The sequence below is a fragment of the Lutimaribacter marinistellae genome (assembly GCF_042648365.1).
GTDB lineage: Bacteria > Pseudomonadota > Alphaproteobacteria > Rhodobacterales > Rhodobacteraceae > Lutimaribacter_A > Lutimaribacter_A marinistellae.
Genome location: NZ_JBHRXI010000004.1, coordinates 520170 through 535874, shown reverse-complemented (window position 1 = coordinate 535874; position 15705 = coordinate 520170). Strand labels below are relative to the sequence as shown.

The window sequence follows — 15705 nt, the reverse complement described above, 5'->3', positions numbered from 1 at the left end:
ATCGGTTGCCAGATGGTTAACGTTCGCCTGCCATTCGGGCGGTTGCACGGCGCACTGCAAGGTGCAGCAGGACAGAAAAAACCCCCAGCGTCAGCATCGCCGCGAACATGAGATCGGTCTTGGCCCGGCCATTGGCCAGTAGCATCAGGTATCCCAGCCCGCGCGAAGCGCCAACCCACTCACCTATGACTGCTCCGATGGGCGCATAAACAGCCGCCAGCCTCAGACCAGAGGCAAGCGAAGGCAACGCGGCGGGAACGCGAATGCGCCACAAGACCGCCCTAGGACTGGCCTGCATCGTTTGAGCAAGGTCCAGATATCCGCGCGGCGTGCGCATCAATCCGTCGAAAAACGATGCAGTGACGGGGAAATAGATAATCAGCACGGCCATCGCGACCTTGGACCACAGGCCGTAGCCCAGCCACAACGTCAGGATCGGCGCCAAGGCAAAAACCGGCAGGGCTTGCGTAAAGACCAGCATGGGTTGCACCAGAAGCCGCGCGATCCGGGATGTGGCCAACTGTATGGCGGTAACGACACCCAGCCCCGCTCCCAATGCCAGACCCAGCAGAACCTCAAGCGCCGTGACAAGGGTATGCTCGGCGATCACCGCACGATTGGTCCACCAGGTCTCGGCAACCAGGGCCGGACCCGGCAGGATGAACCGCGGCAAACCGGTCAGGCTGACCACCACCTGCCACACCAAGAGGGCAAAAGCCGTGGCGAGAAGCGGAGGAAGCACCTTCATGCGGCCTTCTCCCGAAGAAGCCGCAACAGGGCACCTTGCGTCTTCAGCGTCTCTTCATCGTCGACGTCGCGTGGCGCGGGCGCAGCGGGCGGTGCGACCTCGGTCAACCCCTGCGGTGACATCACGTGAATCGCGTGGCCCAGCCGGGCCGCCTCGGCCGGATCATGGGTCACCAGCAGCACGGTTCGCCCTTTCAGAAGGTCGAAGGCGAGGTCCTGCATGTCCGCACGGGTGCGTGCATCTAGCGCCGAAAAAGGCTCATCGAGCAGAACGACCGGCTTGTCCTCCATCAGCGTACGCGCCAGCGCCACGCGTTGCCTTTGTCCACCAGAGAGCTCTGATGGCCTCTTGTCGACATGCGAAATCAATCCGGTCCGGTGTAGCAGTTCGTCCAGTTTTTCAGCATCGGGGCGCTCTCCACGCAGGCGCGCGCCCAAGCTCACGTTTTTCTTTACCGACGCCCAAGGCAAAAGCAGGTCGTCTTGCGCCATGTATCCCACCCGCGGCGTGAGTGGCGCACCATCATTTGCCGTGATTTCGCCATCGAAGACCGCGCCTGTTTCAAGCCCTGCGATCAGGCGCAGGATCGTCGATTTTCCAACGCCCGAACCTCCAAGCAAACAGGTCCATCGTTCGGCCCCAAGTTCGAGTGAGAGGGGCGCAAACAATTGCGTCTCGTCAATCCGCGCGCCACCCGTCAGCGTTATCGCCGGAGCAGTGATCACGGGGTCAGGCCCATCTGCCAGAACCCCTGTTCCAGTTCCGTGGCCGTTCGGAAGGTTGCGCACAACCTGTCCCACCGAGGAGAAGCTTTGAAATCGGCACCAATTCGCCTTGATAGAGCCTGATCCATCAAGGCCCCAACTTCCTTGCACGTGGATTGGTAGTCCGGTCCACCATAGGTGTCGATCCAGTCGCGATAGGTTTTCGACGCAGCCACCTGCGACAACCACGCACCGATCTCGCCATAGCCCAGAACACAGGGCGCGAGCGCCGCCAGAAGGTCCGCCAGATCGCCACTGTACCCCGCCTCGAGCACGAAACGAGTATAGGCGAGGTTTTCCGGGCGTTCTGCCGTGGCGAACAGCTCTTCCTGCGCGATGCCGACCGCCTCGCAAATGCCGACATGCAGCTTCATCTCTTCGACCACCAGCGCGTTTACCGTACCGACGGCGACGAGCATTTCGTCATGCGTTTCGCTCTTGACCACGGCCAGGGCCCACGCGCGCGAGAAGTGGGTCAGGAACACGTAATCCTGCCGGAGATAGTGCAGGAACGCCGCCTTCGGCAGAGAGCCGTCACCCAACGCCTGCACGAAAGGGTGGCGGACATACCCATGCCACGTGTCGCCCGCAGCCTCTCGCATCAGGCCGAAGGCACGGCCGTAATCCGGCCCTTTCATTGCGCCGTCACGTCGATTGCAATTGCGTCGACGGGGTTGATGCTGTCGATCATGCCGGACTCCTTCAGGAATTCCTCGAACCTGGCGTAGCGTCCGGCATCCATGGCCGCGGGGCGAAGGGCGAACCGTGGAAGAGTGTCGACCCACGCTTTTTCGTTCAACTCATCCTGTAGTTCGGTCGAGGTCGCAGCGAAGATTTCCCAGCTTTCTTGGGGGTTGTTGATGATGAACTGCGTGGCCTTTTCCGTAGCGGCGAGGAAGCGTCTGACCATGTCGGCATCCATCCGGTCGGGATTTGCGACATAGATCAGCTCGTCATAGGGCGGCACACCCTCTTCCTCGATAAAGAAACAACGGCCTTCGATGCCCTCGATCTCCATCTGGTTCAGCTCGAAATTCCGGAACGCACCGATGACGGCGTCGACCTGCCCCGACATCAAGGAGGGCGAAAGAGAGAAGTTCACGTTGATCATCTCGATATCGTCCAGTGTGACCCCGTGATGGCCCAGCATGGCCTGCAGCACGGCCTCTTCGACGCCGGCGACGGAGAAACCGACCTTGCGGTTCTTGAGGTCAGACAGGCTCTGTACAGGGCCATCCGCAAGGACGAGCAGGCAGTTCAGCGGGGTGGCAACCAAGGTACCCACGCGCTTTAACGGCAAGCCCTCATGGATCTGGAGGTGCAGTTGCGGCTGGTACGATACGGCCAGATCGGCCTGTCCGGCAGCGACAAGCCGTGGTGGGGCCGAGGGGTCGGCGGGCGGTATGATCTCGACCTCAAGACCTTCTTCGGCGAAATAGCCTTGTTCTTCGGCGATGATGATCGGGCCGTGATCGGGGTTGATGAACCAATCCAGCAGGACGGTCATCTTGTCCTGTGCAAAAGCTGGGGTCGATGCAAGCAGCGCGACCGCTGCGAGGAGGTGTTTCATGGAGCTCTCCTTACGAGGTTCTGGCGGCGACGAGGACGATTTCGCCGGGCCAGCGGGTTGAGATTTCTTCGGCGGCACGCCAGGCGCGCAAGCCGGTGGCGCAACACAGGGCAAGGCGTTTGCCCCTGTTAGTCTCTATTTTGGTAAGATCGGCAGGTGCGAGACGCTGCGCCTTCGGATGCAGCGGTACCGGTGCTTCGACCGTGTCGCGCAACTCGATGATCGTGTCCTCTCCGGTCAGGTCCGAGGGAGAGACGAAGGAAAATACCCGCTGCGGTTCGTGTGCCTCGTCAAAGCGGAAACTGGTGGATCGGAGGGTGGCGGCGTCGAACTGCACCAGCTGTCCCAGCGGAGACGGCGACAAGCCAAGCAAGACAGAAAGTGCCATTTGCGCCTGCATAGAGCCTAGTATTCCGACCACGGGTCCAAGCACCCCGGCAGTCGCGCAGGTCGCGGTTCCATCCGGTGCATCGGGAAACAGGGCGCGGAGCGAGGGTGCCCCACCGCAGACGCCCGCGACATATCCCGACATCCCGAGCGCCGACGCGGTGATAAGCGGTTTGCCGAGCGCCAGACAGGCATCGCTGAGCAGATAGCTTGCCGCGTAGCTGTCGGCGCAATCGAGGATCAGGTCGACCTTTTGACCGTTTTGTACAACGTTTTCGGGGGTTATTGACCGGTTTGTACCATGATGTACCCCCTCGGAGTTGATCGCGCGGCAGCGTTCGGCGGCGACCTCGGCCTTGGGGCGACCGCAATCGGACTCGGTGAACAACGTCTGTCGATGCAGGTTCGTCAACTCGACCGTGTCGGGATCCATGATGGTGATCGCACCCACACCGGCGCCGGCGAGCAGCGGCAACAGCGGCGCAGCGAGCCCACCCGCGCCAACCACGAGGACCCGAGCAGCGGCGAGCCGGTCCTGCCCCCCCTGCCCGACTTCGGGCAGGATCATCTGGCGGGCGTAGCGGTTCATCTTGTCACCTCGATCCAGTCCCGGACACGGGCCTCGGGATCGGCGTTCAGGGTGATGTCGGTCACGGCCGAGACGATATCGGCACCGGCGTCAAAGGCGCCCTGCGCGCGTTCGACGCTCATGCCGCCGATCGCGACCAGGGGAATGTCACCGACCCTCGCCTTCCACTCGGTCACGCGGGGCAAACCTTGCTGATGCCATTTCATTTTTTTCAGGATCGTCGGATAGACCGGGCCGAGCGCAACGTAATCCGGGTCGATCGCCAGAACGCGCTCCAGCTCGTCATCGTCATGGGTGGAAACGCCCAGTTTCAGACCCGCTTTACGGATCGCGGGCAGGTCGGCCTCGTCCAGATCCTCTTGCCCGAGATGGAGCCAGTCACAGCCCAGGTCGATGGCCGCCTGCCAGTAGTCGTTGACGACCAACACCGCACCATGTTGACGGCAAAGCGCCTGACTTTCGGCGATCATGGTGCGAAGCTTATCATCCGGACGGTCCTTGATGCGCAATTGCACCAACCTGACGCCAAGCGGCAACATCCGGGCAATCCAGGCGGGCGTATCGAAAATGGGATAGAACCGGTCCAGCGTCATGACAGGAACGCCTTGCCGATGACAGGGGTGGAGGGTTCGGCCATGTCGCGCGGTTCGATCGGGTCTGCCTGACAGGCCAGCGCGCCTGATTCGACAGCAAGCGCCATGGCCCGTGCCATAGCCACAGGGTTGCCCGCGCGGGCAACGGCAGTGTTAAGCAACACCGCGTCATAGCCCAGTTCCATCGCGCGGGCGGCGTGCGATGGCAACCCTATCCCCGCATCGACCACCAGGGGGATGTCGGGAAACTCGGCCCGCATCGCGCGCAAGGCATATTCGTTGGCCAGCCCCCGGCCCGATCCGATGGGCGCGCCCCAGGGCATCAACACCTCGCAGCCCGCGGAGAGCAGACGCTCTCCCACGATCAGGTCCTCGGTCGTGTAGGGAAAGACCTGGAATCCCTCATCGGTCAGGATGCGTGCGGCCTCGACCAGTTGGAACACGTCGGGTTGCAGGCTGTCGGTATGGCCGATCAGTTCAAGCTTGATCCAGGGCGTATCGAACACCTCGCGCGCCATGTGGGCGGTCGTCACCGCCTCTTTCACGCTATGACAACCGGCGGTGTTCGGCAGGATATGCACGCCCAGATCGCGGATCATCGACCAGAAGGATTGCCCCGCGCCGCCCGCACCCTCGCGCCGCAGCGAGACCGTGGCAACACTGGCGCCACTGTCGCGAAAGGCCTGTGCAAGGATCGACGGGCTGGGATATTGCGCCGTGCCAAGCATCAGCGGGTTGGCAAGTTCCGTTCCGTAAAAGGCCCGCATCATTCAGCCCCCCTGCATCGGCGCGAGGATCTCGACCCGGTCGCCTTCGTTCAGGGCGTGGGCGATTCGCAGCGATGACGGGACAAAGGATTCGTTCACCGCGGTGGCGACCCGGCCCGAAACACCCTGTTCGCTGAGCAGTTCGGCAAGCGTAGCGGCGTTGGTTTCCTTCGCCTCGCCGTTAAGCGTGATTTTCATCGTGAAACTCCGATGTCTTGCCTTCGAGCAGCAGGTCAGCCACGCCCTGCGCAAGCGCGGGCGCAAGAAGGTATCCGTGGCGATAGAGCCCGTTGGCATAGGTGACCCCGTCTATTTGGCGGATGCGGGGCAGGTTGTCGGGAAAGGCGGGGCGCAGATCGGTGCCGATCTCGAGGATTTCCGCCTCGCCAAAAGCGGTGTTCAGCGCATAGGCGGCACTGAGTAGTTCAAGCATTGAACGAGCCGTGATCCGGCGGCGATCTTCGGCCTCGATCATCGTGGCGCCAAGCATGTATACCCCGTCACCGCGCGGCACGATGTAAAGCGGTATGCGCGGATGCAACAGGCGAACAGGTCTTGTTAGGGACACATCCGGCGCGCGGATGACCAGCATCTCTCCCTTGACGCCACGCAGGTCGGGAAGCGCTTCACGCGCGGCAAGGCCGCGACAGTCGATCAGGTTCGAAGCGTCCGCGGGCGCGTGTTCCGCGCATATCTCGACGCCCTTTTCCCGCAGGCCGATAACAAGATCGCCGAGAGCGTGCCGAGGATCCAGATGCGCCTCGCCCGCAAAGAACAGGCCGCGCGGGAAACGGTCAAGATCCGGCTCTAGCCCGGCTATCTCGCTGGTTTCCTCGAACTGTTCCGTACGACGGGCAAAGCGTCTGAGGTCAGCCGTATCGCGGGCAGAGGCCACCACGAGCGTGCCTTTGCGGGTTACGGACGTCCGGTCGCCCCACCAGTTCAGCGCGTGTTGTCCATGGCGCATGACAGGTTCTTCGGCATTCTCGTATTCGCACCACGGAGCGAGCATACCGCCCGCCCACCATGAACATCCGTGCGCGCCGGGTCCGCCAGCGGGGTCGAAAACCCGCACGGACGCCCCGCGCTCCACCAGTTCGGTGGCAACCGTCAATCCCGCGACACCCGCGCCCACGACCGAATAGACTGTCACGCCCAGATCCCATGGAAATGGTGCACCGGGCCGTGACCATGCCCCACACGCAACTGGTCGGCGGCGGCGATCGCGCCCTGCAAATAGGTGTGGGCCGCGCGCACCGCATCCGGCAATGGCATCCCCCTGGCCAGACCAGCGGCAATGGCCGAGGACAAGGTGCAGCCCGTACCATGCGTGTTCCGCGTGGGCAGGCGCGGCGCGGTGAATTCCATGACCCCGTCGCCGCTGACCAGAAGATCGGTGCAGGTTGCCCCCTGCGCATGACCACCTTTCATCAACACCGCCTGCGCCCCCATCGCGCGCAGGGCGCTCCCTTGCGCGTGAACGTCGGAGGTCTCCGCCTCCCCGAGCAACGCCACCGCCTCGGGCAGGTTCGGCGTCAGGACGGTCGCGCGTGGTACGAGCCTCGCGCGGAGCGCCTCGATCGCATCCGATGCCAGCAGCGAATCACCAGATTTCGCAACCATCACGGGGTCGAGCACGATGGGTCCGCGATATTTTTCCAGCCCCTTTGCCACCGTGTCGATGATCTCGGGCGTCGCCAACATGCCGATTTTCACCGCAGCAACATCCAGATCGGACAGTACCGCCGCGATCTGATCCGCAATCACGTCGAGCGGTACAGGATGCACCGCCGTTACGGCCCGCGTGTTCTGCGCGGTCACGGCAGTGATGACGCTCGCGCCATAGACGCCAAGTGCGGACATGGCCTTCAGATCGGCCTGGATCCCGGCCCCGCCGCCGCTGTCTGATCCTGCTATGGTGAGGGCAATGGCCGCCACGAGTTCCCTCCTGTAAAAAAGGGGCGCTGCGCGGACGGGGGCGTCGTTCGAAATGACGATGTGACCGTTTCCTACGCCGGCATTGCCCGGATCAGGTTCGATGGGTTGACGCAAACACGCCTCTCAGCCCAAAGGGCACCCCAACGGTGTTACGGCACAGTTACACTGTCGCAGGCGGGATTCAAGAGCTCCGGACCGCTCTTTCCTCTTGCCAGAAATATCCCGGGGGTGCGGGGGCAGAGCCCCCGCAACAAAAAAGGCCGGCCACAATAGGGCCGGCCTGTGCAAAACGTTGGAAAAGCTCTTAGCCCTTCATCCCGTCCCAAAAGGATTTGACGGACGAGAAAAAGCTCTTGGTTTCCGGGTTGTTGTCATCTGCCAACTCCTCGAACTCGCGCAGCAGTTCCTTTTGCCGCGAGGTCAGGTTGACCGGCGTCTCGACCGCAAGCTCGATGAACATGTCCCCAACTGCGCCGCCGCGCAGGGCGGGCATCCCCTTGCTGCGCAGGCGCATCTGGCGTCCGGACTGGCTGCCCGCCGGGATCTGGACCCTGCCGCGGCCGCCATCGATGGTCGGCACCTCGACCTGGCCGCCCAGCGCGGCCTTGGCCATACTGACGGGTACCCGGCAGTAAAGGTTCACGCCGTCGCGTTCGAACAGCTCGTGGCCGACCACCTCGACGAAGATATAGAGATCGCCCGGAGGCCCGCCGCGCATCCCGGCTTCGCCCTCGCCCGCCAGACGGATCCGGGTGCCGGTTTCCACGCCTGCGGGGATGTTCACGCTGAGCGCGCGGTTCTTTTCGACCCTGCCCGAACCATTGCAGACCTTGCAGGGGTTCTTGATGATCTGTCCCAGCCCCGAGCAGGTCGGGCAGGTTCGTTCGACGGTGAAGAAACCCTGTTGCGCACGCACCTTGCCCATGCCCGAACAGGTCGGACAGGTCGTGGGCTCCACCCCGCCTTCGGCACCCGTCCCCTCGCAGGAGGAGCAGGCCACCGCGGTTGGTACGTTGATCGTCTTTTGCAGACCCGAAAAGGCCTCTTCAAGCGTTACGCGAAGGTTGTAACGCAGGTCCGATCCACGTGCGGCGCGTCGGCCGCCCCCGGCGCGTTGCCCCATGAAATCGCCGAACAGGTCGTCGAACACATCGGAAAACGCGCTGGAAAAGTCGCCGCTGCCGAACCCGCCGCCGGGCCGCCCACCACCCATGCCACCCTCAAAGGCGGCGTGACCAAACCGGTCATAGGCGGCTTTCTTCTCTGCATCCTTGAGAATTTCATAGGCCTCGTTGGCCTCTTTGAACTGCGATTCGGCCTGCGGATTGTCAGCGTTCCGGTCCGGGTGCAGTTCCTTTGCCTTCTTGCGGTAGGCTTTCTTGATTTCCTCCGCCGAGGCGCCCTTGGAGACGCCCAGCACGTCGTAAAAATCGCGTTTTGCCATCCGTTATATCCCCTTGCCTCAACGAAGACGGGCCGGTCCGGAACCGGACCGGCCCGCGTCTTGGCCCGCTTATGCGTTACTTGCGCTTGTCATCGTCGAGGTCTTCGAACTCGGCGTCCACAATGTCATCCTCACCAGGACCGGCATCGGCGGCGGCGGGTTCGTCGTTACCCTCGTCCTGCTGCGCCTTGTAGATCGCCTCACCCAGTTTCATGGCCGCTTCGGTCACGTTCTGGATGCCGGACTTGATCTTGTCGGCATTGTCCTTTTCCAGCTCGTCCTTGAGCGCCGCCACGGCCAGTTCGATCGCCTCGACCGTTGCCGGATCGACCTTGTCGCCATGCTCTTCCAGCGACTTCTCGGTCGAGTGCACGAGCGATTCGGCCTGGTTCTTGGCTTCGACCAGCTCGCGGCGCTGCTTGTCGGCCTCGGCGTTCTCTTCGGCGTCCTTGACCATCTTGTCGATGTCGTCGTCCGAAAGGCCGCCCGACGCCTGGATGGTGATCTTCTGCTCCTTGTTGGTGCCCTTGTCCTTGGCACTGACAGAGACGATACCGTTGGCGTCGATGTCGAAGGTCACCTCGATCTGGGGCATGCCGCGCGGTGCCGGCGGAATATCCTCGAGGTTGAACTGGCCGAGCATCTTGTTGTCGGCAGCCATTTCACGCTCACCTTGGAAGACCCGGATCGTCACGGCGTTCTGGTTGTCTTCGGCGGTCGAGAAGACCTGGCTTTTCTTGGTCGGGATCGTCGTGTTGCGGTCGATCAGGCGGGTGAAGACACCGCCAAGCGTTTCGATACCCAGCGACAGCGGCGTAACGTCGAGCAGGACAACGTCCTTGACGTCACCTTGCAGAACACCCGCCTGAATCGCGGCGCCCATGGCGACGACCTCGTCGGGGTTCACACCCTTGTGTGGCTCTTTCCCGAAGAACTTGGTCACCTCTTCGATAACCTTGGGCATCCGGGTCTGACCGCCGACCAGGACGACCTCGTCAACGTCGGAAGCCGACAGGCCGGCATCCTTGAGCGCAGCCTTACAGGGGGCCAGCGACTGCTTGATGAGATCCGCCACGAGGCTTTCCAGCTTGGCGCGGGTCAGCTTGATGACCATGTGCAGCGGCGTGCCCGAGGACGGATCCATCGAGATGAACGGCTGGTTGATCTCGGTCTGGCTGGAAGAGGACAGTTCGATCTTGGCTTTTTCCGCCGCCTCTTTCAGGCGCTGCAGGGCCATCTTGTCCTTGGTCAGGTCGACATTGTGCTCTTTCTTGAACTCGTCCGCCAGGTAGTTGACGATCCGCATGTCAAAATCTTCACCGCCGAGGAAGGTGTCGCCATTGGTCGACTTCACCTCGAACAGGCCATCGTCGATTTCGAGGATGGTCACGTCGAAGGTGCCGCCGCCAAGGTCATAAACCGCGATGGTGTGGCTTTCTTCCTTGTCGAGGCCATAGGCGAGCGCGGCAGCGGTAGGCTCGTTGATGATCCGCAGCACTTCGAGGCCCGCGATCTTGCCGGCGTCCTTGGTGGCCTGACGCTGGGCGTCGTTGAAATAGGCGGGAACGGTGATGACGGCCTGCGTCACCTCTTCGCCGAGATAGCTTTCGGCGGTTTCCTTCATCTTGCCAAGGATGAAGGCGGAAATCTGGCTGGGCGAGTATTTCTCGCTTTTTGCTTCAACCCATGCATCACCATTGCCCCCATCGACCACGTCGAACGGCATGTTCTTCTTGTCCTTGGCAAGATCGGAGTCATCGAACCGACGGCCGATCAGGCGCTTGACGCCGAAGATGGTGTTGGAGGGGTTGGTGACCGCCTGGCGTTTTGCCGGCTGACCGACCAGTCGCTCATCATCGGTGAAGGCGACGATCGAGGGCGTGGTCCGCGCCCCTTCGGAGTTTTCGATGACCTTGGGTTGCGTGCCGTCCATGATGGCAACGCAGGAGTTGGTTGTCCCGAGGTCGATCCCGATAACTTTACCCATGTTTTCGATCCCTTTTTTTGTTCAAGGCGATATCCCGAGGTCAGAACCCGTATCGGCATCCGGACCCCGATCTGAAGAGCGAGGGGTAATGCACCGCCCCGCGTCCCGGCGTATATAGGGGCCTGTTTTGGGCGCTGCAAGCGTCCTGAAACGCAGGTTTTCGGGAATCTTGGCGCTTTTCGTCAAGGGTCTGCAAAGCATTGGGGCAGTAGCATGACACGGATCACGATCCGCGGTTTCGACATTCACAAGGGGTATCTGGACACGAGCGCCCAGACCCGGCTGATCGAGGTCTTGCGGCCTGTGCTGAAATCCGCGCCCCTGTTCAGGCCGACCACCACGCGCGGGCAGGAGATGTCGGTTCGCATGACCTCGGCCGGCACGCATGGCTGGGTCTCGGACCGGCTCGGATACCGTTACGAGCAGGCCCACCCGCGTGGGTCGGACTGGCCCGCCATACCCGATGAGGTGCTGGATATCTGGCGCGGGGCAACCGGGCTGGAGCGGATGCCCGACAGCTGCCTTGTCAATTATTACGGAGAAGGCGCGCGCATGGGGATGCATCAGGACCGGGACGAGGCCGATTTTTCCTACCCGGTGGTGTCGGTGTCCCTGGGCGATGACGCCCTGTTCCGGATGGGAAACGACATCAGGGGCGGCAAGACCGAGTCGGTCTGGCTGAACTCGGGCGACGTGGTGGTCATGGGGGGCGACGCCCGATTGAGGTATCACGGCGTGGACAGGATCCGGTTCGGCTCATCCCGGTTGTTGCCCAAGGGCGGGCGGATCAACCTGACGCTGCGGGTGGTGATCTAATCGGTCGCGATGGAACAGCAGCCCGACCGCAGGGCGCCGGACCCGAGATAGAGGTCGAGATCGACGCCGAAGGCCATGTCGGACATGCCGTCGGAGCACAGTGTGCGCCGCATCACGGCCCAACCGTTTTTGCCCAGGGTGACGAGGAACCTGTCGCGCCGTCCATCGGCGGGGACCAGTTCGCCGGCCATGAAACTGAGGGCGCTGCCGTCGGGCGTCGAATAAACCGCCTCGCCATTCTGGCGCAGATCCAGCGACCAGAACGGTTCGGTTCCGCCGCAGGACAGGCGCGCGGCAATGGGAAGATCGCCGACCGGCTGAGCAGTCATGAACCGCATCGAGACCCAGCCGCTGCCTTCGCCGGAATTCACGAGGCCCCAACCGGCATCGTCGTTCAGGTCGACCACCTCGACATCGGTGGCATCGTGGGCAAGTTCGCCGATCTTGTCGGCCTGCGCGTTCGGCTCTGCCCGAATGTTGAGCACATCGTCAGCAGCCACACCAGATACGGAATAGAGGGCCGGCAGATCCTGCGCACGCGCAACGGTTGCGAAGACGAAGGCCCCCAGCGCGATCAGCGCCGCGCAAACCAGCTGTTGGAGACATGCCGACGGGTATAGAACTCTCCCATCAACCCGATCATCAGAAGAACGATACCCACCCAAAACGCATACTCCCAATTGCTGTTATGCGGAAAGTAATTGCGGAACACGAAACCGCGGCATTGGTCGATCGCGTGAAACAGCGGGTTCCAGTCGAACATTGCCAGCATGTAGCCCGGCATGGAATTGGCCACGAACATCTTGCCCGACGCGATCATGTTCGCCCGAGTATAGACGGTGGCGATGATTCCCGCCACGGTTGGGAACCACGGCTTCAACGCCAGCAGGACGAGACCGACGGTGCAGCCGGTGAACCACGCCAGCATCAGCATCGCGAAAGCACCGCCGGGATCCTCGATCTCGACCGGTTTGACGGCGACGTGATAGCCGAAAAGCATGATGAAAAGTGTCAGCAACTGGGTATAGAGCGAGCCGACTGCCGCCGAGACGATCGCGACAATGGTGTTCATCGGCGCGTGCTGCATCATCGGGCTGTTGGGCCCTTCGGCCCCCATCACCGCGTTCACAGCCTTGATGTGGCACATGTAGAGAAAGATGCCCGACAGGATGTAGAGCAGGAAATCACCCCTCAGCGCCGCGCCGCGCAGGCCGAGGATCGAGAACATCAGGTAGAATGCCCCGGCAAAGATCACCACCTGGAGCATGTTCTTGCCCAGCGCGATGATGGCGTTGTTGTGGCCGGACCGCACGGAGCGCACGACCGAGTGAAAGATCAGCTCGGCCATGGTGAGCGCGCCACTCAGCAACGATTTGTGTTGGCGATAGCGAAACAATTGGGCGCCTTTCAGGTCGTCTCTGCTCGGATTCTCTCACGGACTTCTTGCCGATCCGTTGTCGCCAAAGCATAAGGGCCTTGGTTTCATCGATCAATAAAACTCGGGATCGGAGCATTTTTGTGACATATGACGAGCTAATTCCTGTCATTCGCCGGCTGGCGCTCGAAGCAGGCGACAAGATCATGGAGATCTACGAGGCCGATGATTTCGACGTGAAGGCCAAGTCGGATGCCAGCCCGGTAACCGAGGCCGATGAAGCCGCAGATGCGCTGATCTCGGACGGGCTACGCGCGGCCTTTCCCGACATGATGTTGGTGACCGAGGAACAGGCGGCATCGCACACGCAGTCCGGCAGCACCTTCCTGATCGTCGACCCGCTGGACGGCACCAAGGAGTTCATCAACCGGCGCGGCGATTTCACGGTGAATATCGCGCTGGTCGAGGACGGCGTGCCCACGCGCGGCGTGGTCTATGCCCCGGCGAAGGGGCGGATGTTCTTTACCGGGGCCGATGGCCGCACGGTCGAAGAAACCGGGGCGCTGCACAAGGACACCCCCGGCGATCTGCGCCCGCTGTCCGTCAGCACACCCGACAATGGCGCGCTGATGGTCGTGGCCTCGAAATCGCACCGCGATCAGGCGACGGACGATTACATCGGCAAGTACAGCGTAAAGGACAGCAAGAGCGCGGGATCTTCGCTGAAATTCTGCCTGGTGGCGACCGGCGAGGCGGATCTGTATCCGCGTCTGGGCCGCACGATGGAGTGGGACACTGCCGCAGGCCATGCCGTGCTGGCCGGTGCGGGCGGAAAAGTCGTGCGGTTCGATACCCACGAACCGCTAACCTATGGCAAGGATGGTTTTGCCAACCCGTTCTTCATTGCCTACGCGCCGGGCGTGGACCTGAAAGACGCCTGATGTCGGTTCTGGTCGCCATTCCCGCCCGCTATGCCTCGACCCGGTTTCCGGGCAAACCGCTTGTCCCGCTGAAAGGCCTGTCGGGACGGTCGATGACGCTGATCGAGAGATCGTGGCGCGCGGCGCGGTCGGTCACGGGTGTGGACCGCGTGGTGGTAGCGACCGATGACGACCGCATCCGCGAGGCGGCACAAGCCTTCGGTGCCGAGGTCGTCATGACCTCGACGGAATGCGCAAACGGGACCGAACGCTGCGCCGAGGCGCATGAGGCGCTTGGCGGCGGCTTTGAGATCGTTGTGAACCTGCAGGGCGACGCGCCGCTGACGCCGCCGTGGTTCGTCGAAGGATTGATCGATGGTCTGCGCGGCGCGCCCGAGGCGGAGATTGCGACGCCGGTCCTGCGCTGTGACGGGGCGACGCTGAACAGCCTGCTGGCCGACCGGCGCGAGGGCCGTGTAGGCGGAACGACAGCGGTGTTCGGAACAGATCATTCGGCGCTCTACTTCTCGAAAGAAGTCATCCCTTATCGCGCGGCAGCCTATGAAGACGCGGATGCGACCCCCGTCTTCCATCACGTGGGCGTCTATGCCTACCGGCCCGACGCGTTGGCGGCTTATCCGACGTGGCCCACCGGGCCGCTGGAGACGCTGGAGGGGCTGGAACAACTCCGGTTCCTGGAAAACGGGCGCAAGGTTCTGTGCGTCGAGGTCCAAGCACGCGGGCGCCAGTTCTGGGAGCTGAACAATCCCGAGGATGTGCCGCGGATCGAGGCGATGATGGCGGAGATGGGGTTGGAATGACCGGCAAGACCATTCTCGTGACCGGCGGTGCCGGATACATCGGCTCTCACGCGTGCAAGGCGCTGGCGCAAGCGGGTTACACGCCGGTGACCTATGACAATCTTGTCACCGGCTGGCAGGACGCGGTCAAGTTCGGCCCGTTCGAGCAGGGCGACCTGATGGATCGCGCGCGGCTCGATGAAGTGTTTGCGAAATATCAGCCAACAGCGGTGATGCATTTCGCGGCGCTCAGCCAGGTGGGCGAAGCGATGGCCGAGCCCGGACGCTACTGGCGCAACAATGTCTGCGGGTCGCTGACGCTGATCGAGGCCACGGTCGCGGCCGGGTGCATGGATTTCGTGTTCTCTTCGACCTGCGCCACCTATGGCGAGCATGACAACGTGGTGCTGGACGAGAACACGCCGCAAGAACCTTTGAACGCCTATGGCGCGTCGAAACGCGCGATCGAGGAAATTCTGCGCGATTTCGAGGCTGCGCACGGCCTGCGCAGCGTGGTTTTCCGCTATTTCAACGTGGCTGGCGCCGATCCGGAGGCCGAGGTGGGCGAGTTCCACCGACCGGAGACGCACCTTGTGCCACTGATGCTGGACGCGATCGATGGCAAGCGCGCCGCGCTGACGGTTTTCGGCACCGATTACGACACTCCCGACGGAACCTGCATTCGCGACTATGTCCACGTCTGCGACCTGGTGGATGCGCATATCCTTGGCCTGAACTGGCTGGAACAGGACAAAGGAAGCCGTGTCTTCAACCTTGGCACGGGAAGCGGGTTTTCGGTGATGGAGGTCATCGCGCAGTCCAAGGCCGTGACCAACCGCGCCGTTCCCCATGAGATCGGGCCGCGCCGTGCGGGCGATGCAACGCGGCTGGTTTCGGGATCGACCCGCGCCGAAGAAGAACTGGGCTGGCAGCCTTCGCGCTCGACCATGGACCAGATGATCGCCGACGCATGGCGCTGGCATCAATCCGGCCATTACGAGAGCTGA

General features: G+C 62.5%; 18 protein-coding genes and 1 riboswitch. Of the genes, 4 read left to right on the top strand and 14 right to left on the bottom strand.

Annotation, left to right across the window (positions count from 1 at the left end; all coding sequences use genetic code 11):
* Positions 1-16 precede the first annotated feature (16 nt).
* From ACFORG_RS07095 to dnaK, 12 genes are all read right to left on the bottom strand, one after another.
* Positions 17-748 carry an ABC transporter permease gene (locus ACFORG_RS07095; RefSeq protein WP_386734689.1) on the bottom strand — a complete coding sequence of 244 codons (732 nt, stop codon included), beginning with the start codon at positions 746-748 and terminating at the stop codon, positions 17-19.
* Positions 745-1473 carry an ABC transporter ATP-binding protein gene (locus tag ACFORG_RS07090; protein WP_386734688.1) on the bottom strand — a complete coding sequence of 243 codons (729 nt, stop codon included), beginning with the start codon at positions 1471-1473 and terminating at the stop codon, positions 745-747. The genes ACFORG_RS07095 and ACFORG_RS07090 overlap by 4 nt, the downstream gene beginning before the upstream one ends.
* A complete protein-coding gene (tenA, locus tag ACFORG_RS07085; protein ID WP_386734687.1) occupies positions 1470-2150 on the bottom strand; it encodes a thiaminase II in 681 nt (226 codons plus the stop codon). The genes ACFORG_RS07090 and tenA overlap by 4 nt, the downstream gene beginning before the upstream one ends.
* Positions 2147-3082 carry an ABC transporter substrate-binding protein gene (locus ACFORG_RS07080; protein ID WP_386734686.1) on the bottom strand — a complete coding sequence of 312 codons (936 nt, stop codon included), beginning with the start codon at positions 3080-3082 and terminating at the stop codon, positions 2147-2149. Before ACFORG_RS07080 ends, tenA begins: the two co-directional genes overlap by 4 nt.
* Positions 3083-3092: 10 nt before the next feature.
* Positions 3093-4058 (bottom strand): HesA/MoeB/ThiF family protein, encoded by a 966-nt coding sequence (locus ACFORG_RS07075; RefSeq protein ID WP_386734685.1) that lies wholly within the window; start codon positions 4056-4058, stop codon positions 3093-3095.
* Positions 4055-4651 (bottom strand): thiamine phosphate synthase, encoded by a 597-nt coding sequence (locus ACFORG_RS07070; RefSeq protein WP_386734684.1) that lies wholly within the window; start codon positions 4649-4651, stop codon positions 4055-4057. Before ACFORG_RS07070 ends, ACFORG_RS07075 begins: the two co-directional genes overlap by 4 nt.
* Positions 4648-5418 (bottom strand): thiazole synthase, encoded by a 771-nt coding sequence (locus ACFORG_RS07065; protein WP_386734737.1) that lies wholly within the window; start codon positions 5416-5418, stop codon positions 4648-4650. Before ACFORG_RS07065 ends, ACFORG_RS07070 begins: the two co-directional genes overlap by 4 nt.
* 3 nt (positions 5419-5421) lie before the next feature.
* Positions 5422-5616: a sulfur carrier protein ThiS gene (thiS, locus tag ACFORG_RS07060; RefSeq protein ID WP_386734683.1), complete on the bottom strand. Its 195-nt coding sequence runs from the start codon at positions 5614-5616 to the stop codon at positions 5422-5424.
* On the bottom strand, positions 5600-6571 hold the full coding sequence (locus ACFORG_RS07055) for an FAD-dependent oxidoreductase (protein WP_386734682.1): 972 nt from the start codon (positions 6569-6571) through the stop codon (positions 5600-5602). The genes thiS and ACFORG_RS07055 overlap by 17 nt, the downstream gene beginning before the upstream one ends.
* Positions 6568-7356, bottom strand: coding sequence for a bifunctional hydroxymethylpyrimidine kinase/phosphomethylpyrimidine kinase (thiD, locus tag ACFORG_RS07050; protein ID WP_386734681.1), 789 nt, complete (start codon positions 7354-7356; stop codon positions 6568-6570). Before thiD ends, ACFORG_RS07055 begins: the two co-directional genes overlap by 4 nt.
* A gap of 51 nt (positions 7357-7407) precedes the next feature.
* Positions 7408-7509, bottom strand: a riboswitch (TPP riboswitch).
* Positions 7510-7660: 151 nt separating this feature from the next.
* Positions 7661-8800: a molecular chaperone DnaJ gene (gene dnaJ / locus ACFORG_RS07045; RefSeq protein ID WP_386734680.1), complete on the bottom strand. Its 1140-nt coding sequence runs from the start codon at positions 8798-8800 to the stop codon at positions 7661-7663.
* A 76-nt stretch (positions 8801-8876) separates the two neighbouring features.
* Complete coding sequence (dnaK, locus tag ACFORG_RS07040; RefSeq protein ID WP_386734679.1) at positions 8877-10787, bottom strand: molecular chaperone DnaK; 1911 nt, start codon at positions 10785-10787, stop codon at positions 8877-8879.
* A gap of 213 nt (positions 10788-11000) precedes the next feature.
* Between dnaK and ACFORG_RS07035 the strand changes: the two genes are divergently transcribed.
* Positions 11001-11603, top strand: coding sequence for an alpha-ketoglutarate-dependent dioxygenase AlkB family protein (locus ACFORG_RS07035; RefSeq protein WP_386734678.1), 603 nt, complete (start codon positions 11001-11003; stop codon positions 11601-11603).
* Here the strand turns inward: ACFORG_RS07035 and ACFORG_RS07030 are convergent.
* Positions 11600-12103, bottom strand: coding sequence for an SH3 domain-containing protein (locus tag ACFORG_RS07030; protein ID WP_386734677.1), 504 nt, complete (start codon positions 12101-12103; stop codon positions 11600-11602). The genes ACFORG_RS07035 and ACFORG_RS07030 overlap by 4 nt on opposite strands.
* A gap of 74 nt (positions 12104-12177) precedes the next feature.
* Complete coding sequence (locus tag ACFORG_RS07025; RefSeq protein WP_386734676.1) at positions 12178-12999, bottom strand: ABC transporter permease; 822 nt, start codon at positions 12997-12999, stop codon at positions 12178-12180.
* Positions 13000-13121: 122 nt separating this feature from the next.
* Between ACFORG_RS07025 and cysQ the strand changes: the two genes are divergently transcribed.
* Genes cysQ through galE form a run of 3 tightly spaced genes read left to right on the top strand, consistent with a single transcriptional unit; the run spans position 13122 to position 15705 of the window.
* On the top strand, positions 13122-13919 hold the full coding sequence (cysQ, locus tag ACFORG_RS07020) for a 3'(2'),5'-bisphosphate nucleotidase CysQ (protein WP_386734675.1): 798 nt from the start codon (positions 13122-13124) through the stop codon (positions 13917-13919).
* Complete coding sequence (locus tag ACFORG_RS07015) at positions 13919-14719, top strand: 3-deoxy-manno-octulosonate cytidylyltransferase (protein WP_386734674.1); 801 nt, start codon at positions 13919-13921, stop codon at positions 14717-14719. The genes cysQ and ACFORG_RS07015 overlap by 1 nt, the downstream gene beginning before the upstream one ends.
* Positions 14716-15705, top strand: a complete 990-nt coding sequence (gene galE / locus ACFORG_RS07010) for a UDP-glucose 4-epimerase GalE (RefSeq protein ID WP_386734673.1) — start codon at positions 14716-14718, stop codon at positions 15703-15705. The genes ACFORG_RS07015 and galE overlap by 4 nt, the downstream gene beginning before the upstream one ends.

Coding starts and splice junctions, on each gene's coding strand:
- ACFORG_RS07095 (WP_386734689.1), bottom strand. CDS start 748: ATGAAGGTGCTTCCTCCGCTTCTCGCCACGGCTTTTGCCCTCTTGGTG.
- tenA (WP_386734687.1), bottom strand. CDS start 2,150: ATGAAAGGGCCGGATTACGGCCGTGCCTTCGGCCTGATGCGAGAGGCT.
- ACFORG_RS07080 (WP_386734686.1), bottom strand. CDS start 3,082: ATGAAACACCTCCTCGCAGCGGTCGCGCTGCTTGCATCGACCCCAGCT.
- ACFORG_RS07075 (WP_386734685.1), bottom strand. CDS start 4,058: ATGAACCGCTACGCCCGCCAGATGATCCTGCCCGAAGTCGGGCAGGGG.
- ACFORG_RS07070 (WP_386734684.1), bottom strand. CDS start 4,651: ATGACGCTGGACCGGTTCTATCCCATTTTCGATACGCCCGCCTGGATT.
- ACFORG_RS07065 (WP_386734737.1), bottom strand. CDS start 5,418: ATGCGGGCCTTTTACGGAACGGAACTTGCCAACCCGCTGATGCTTGGC.
- thiS (WP_386734683.1), bottom strand. CDS start 5,616: ATGAAAATCACGCTTAACGGCGAGGCGAAGGAAACCAACGCCGCTACG.
- dnaJ (WP_386734680.1), bottom strand. CDS start 8,800: ATGGCAAAACGCGATTTTTACGACGTGCTGGGCGTCTCCAAGGGCGCC.
- dnaK (WP_386734679.1), bottom strand. CDS start 10,787: ATGGGTAAAGTTATCGGGATCGACCTCGGGACAACCAACTCCTGCGTT.
- ACFORG_RS07035 (WP_386734678.1), top strand. CDS start 11,001: ATGACACGGATCACGATCCGCGGTTTCGACATTCACAAGGGGTATCTG.
- ACFORG_RS07015 (WP_386734674.1), top strand. CDS start 13,919: ATGTCGGTTCTGGTCGCCATTCCCGCCCGCTATGCCTCGACCCGGTTT.
- galE (WP_386734673.1), top strand. CDS start 14,716: ATGACCGGCAAGACCATTCTCGTGACCGGCGGTGCCGGATACATCGGC.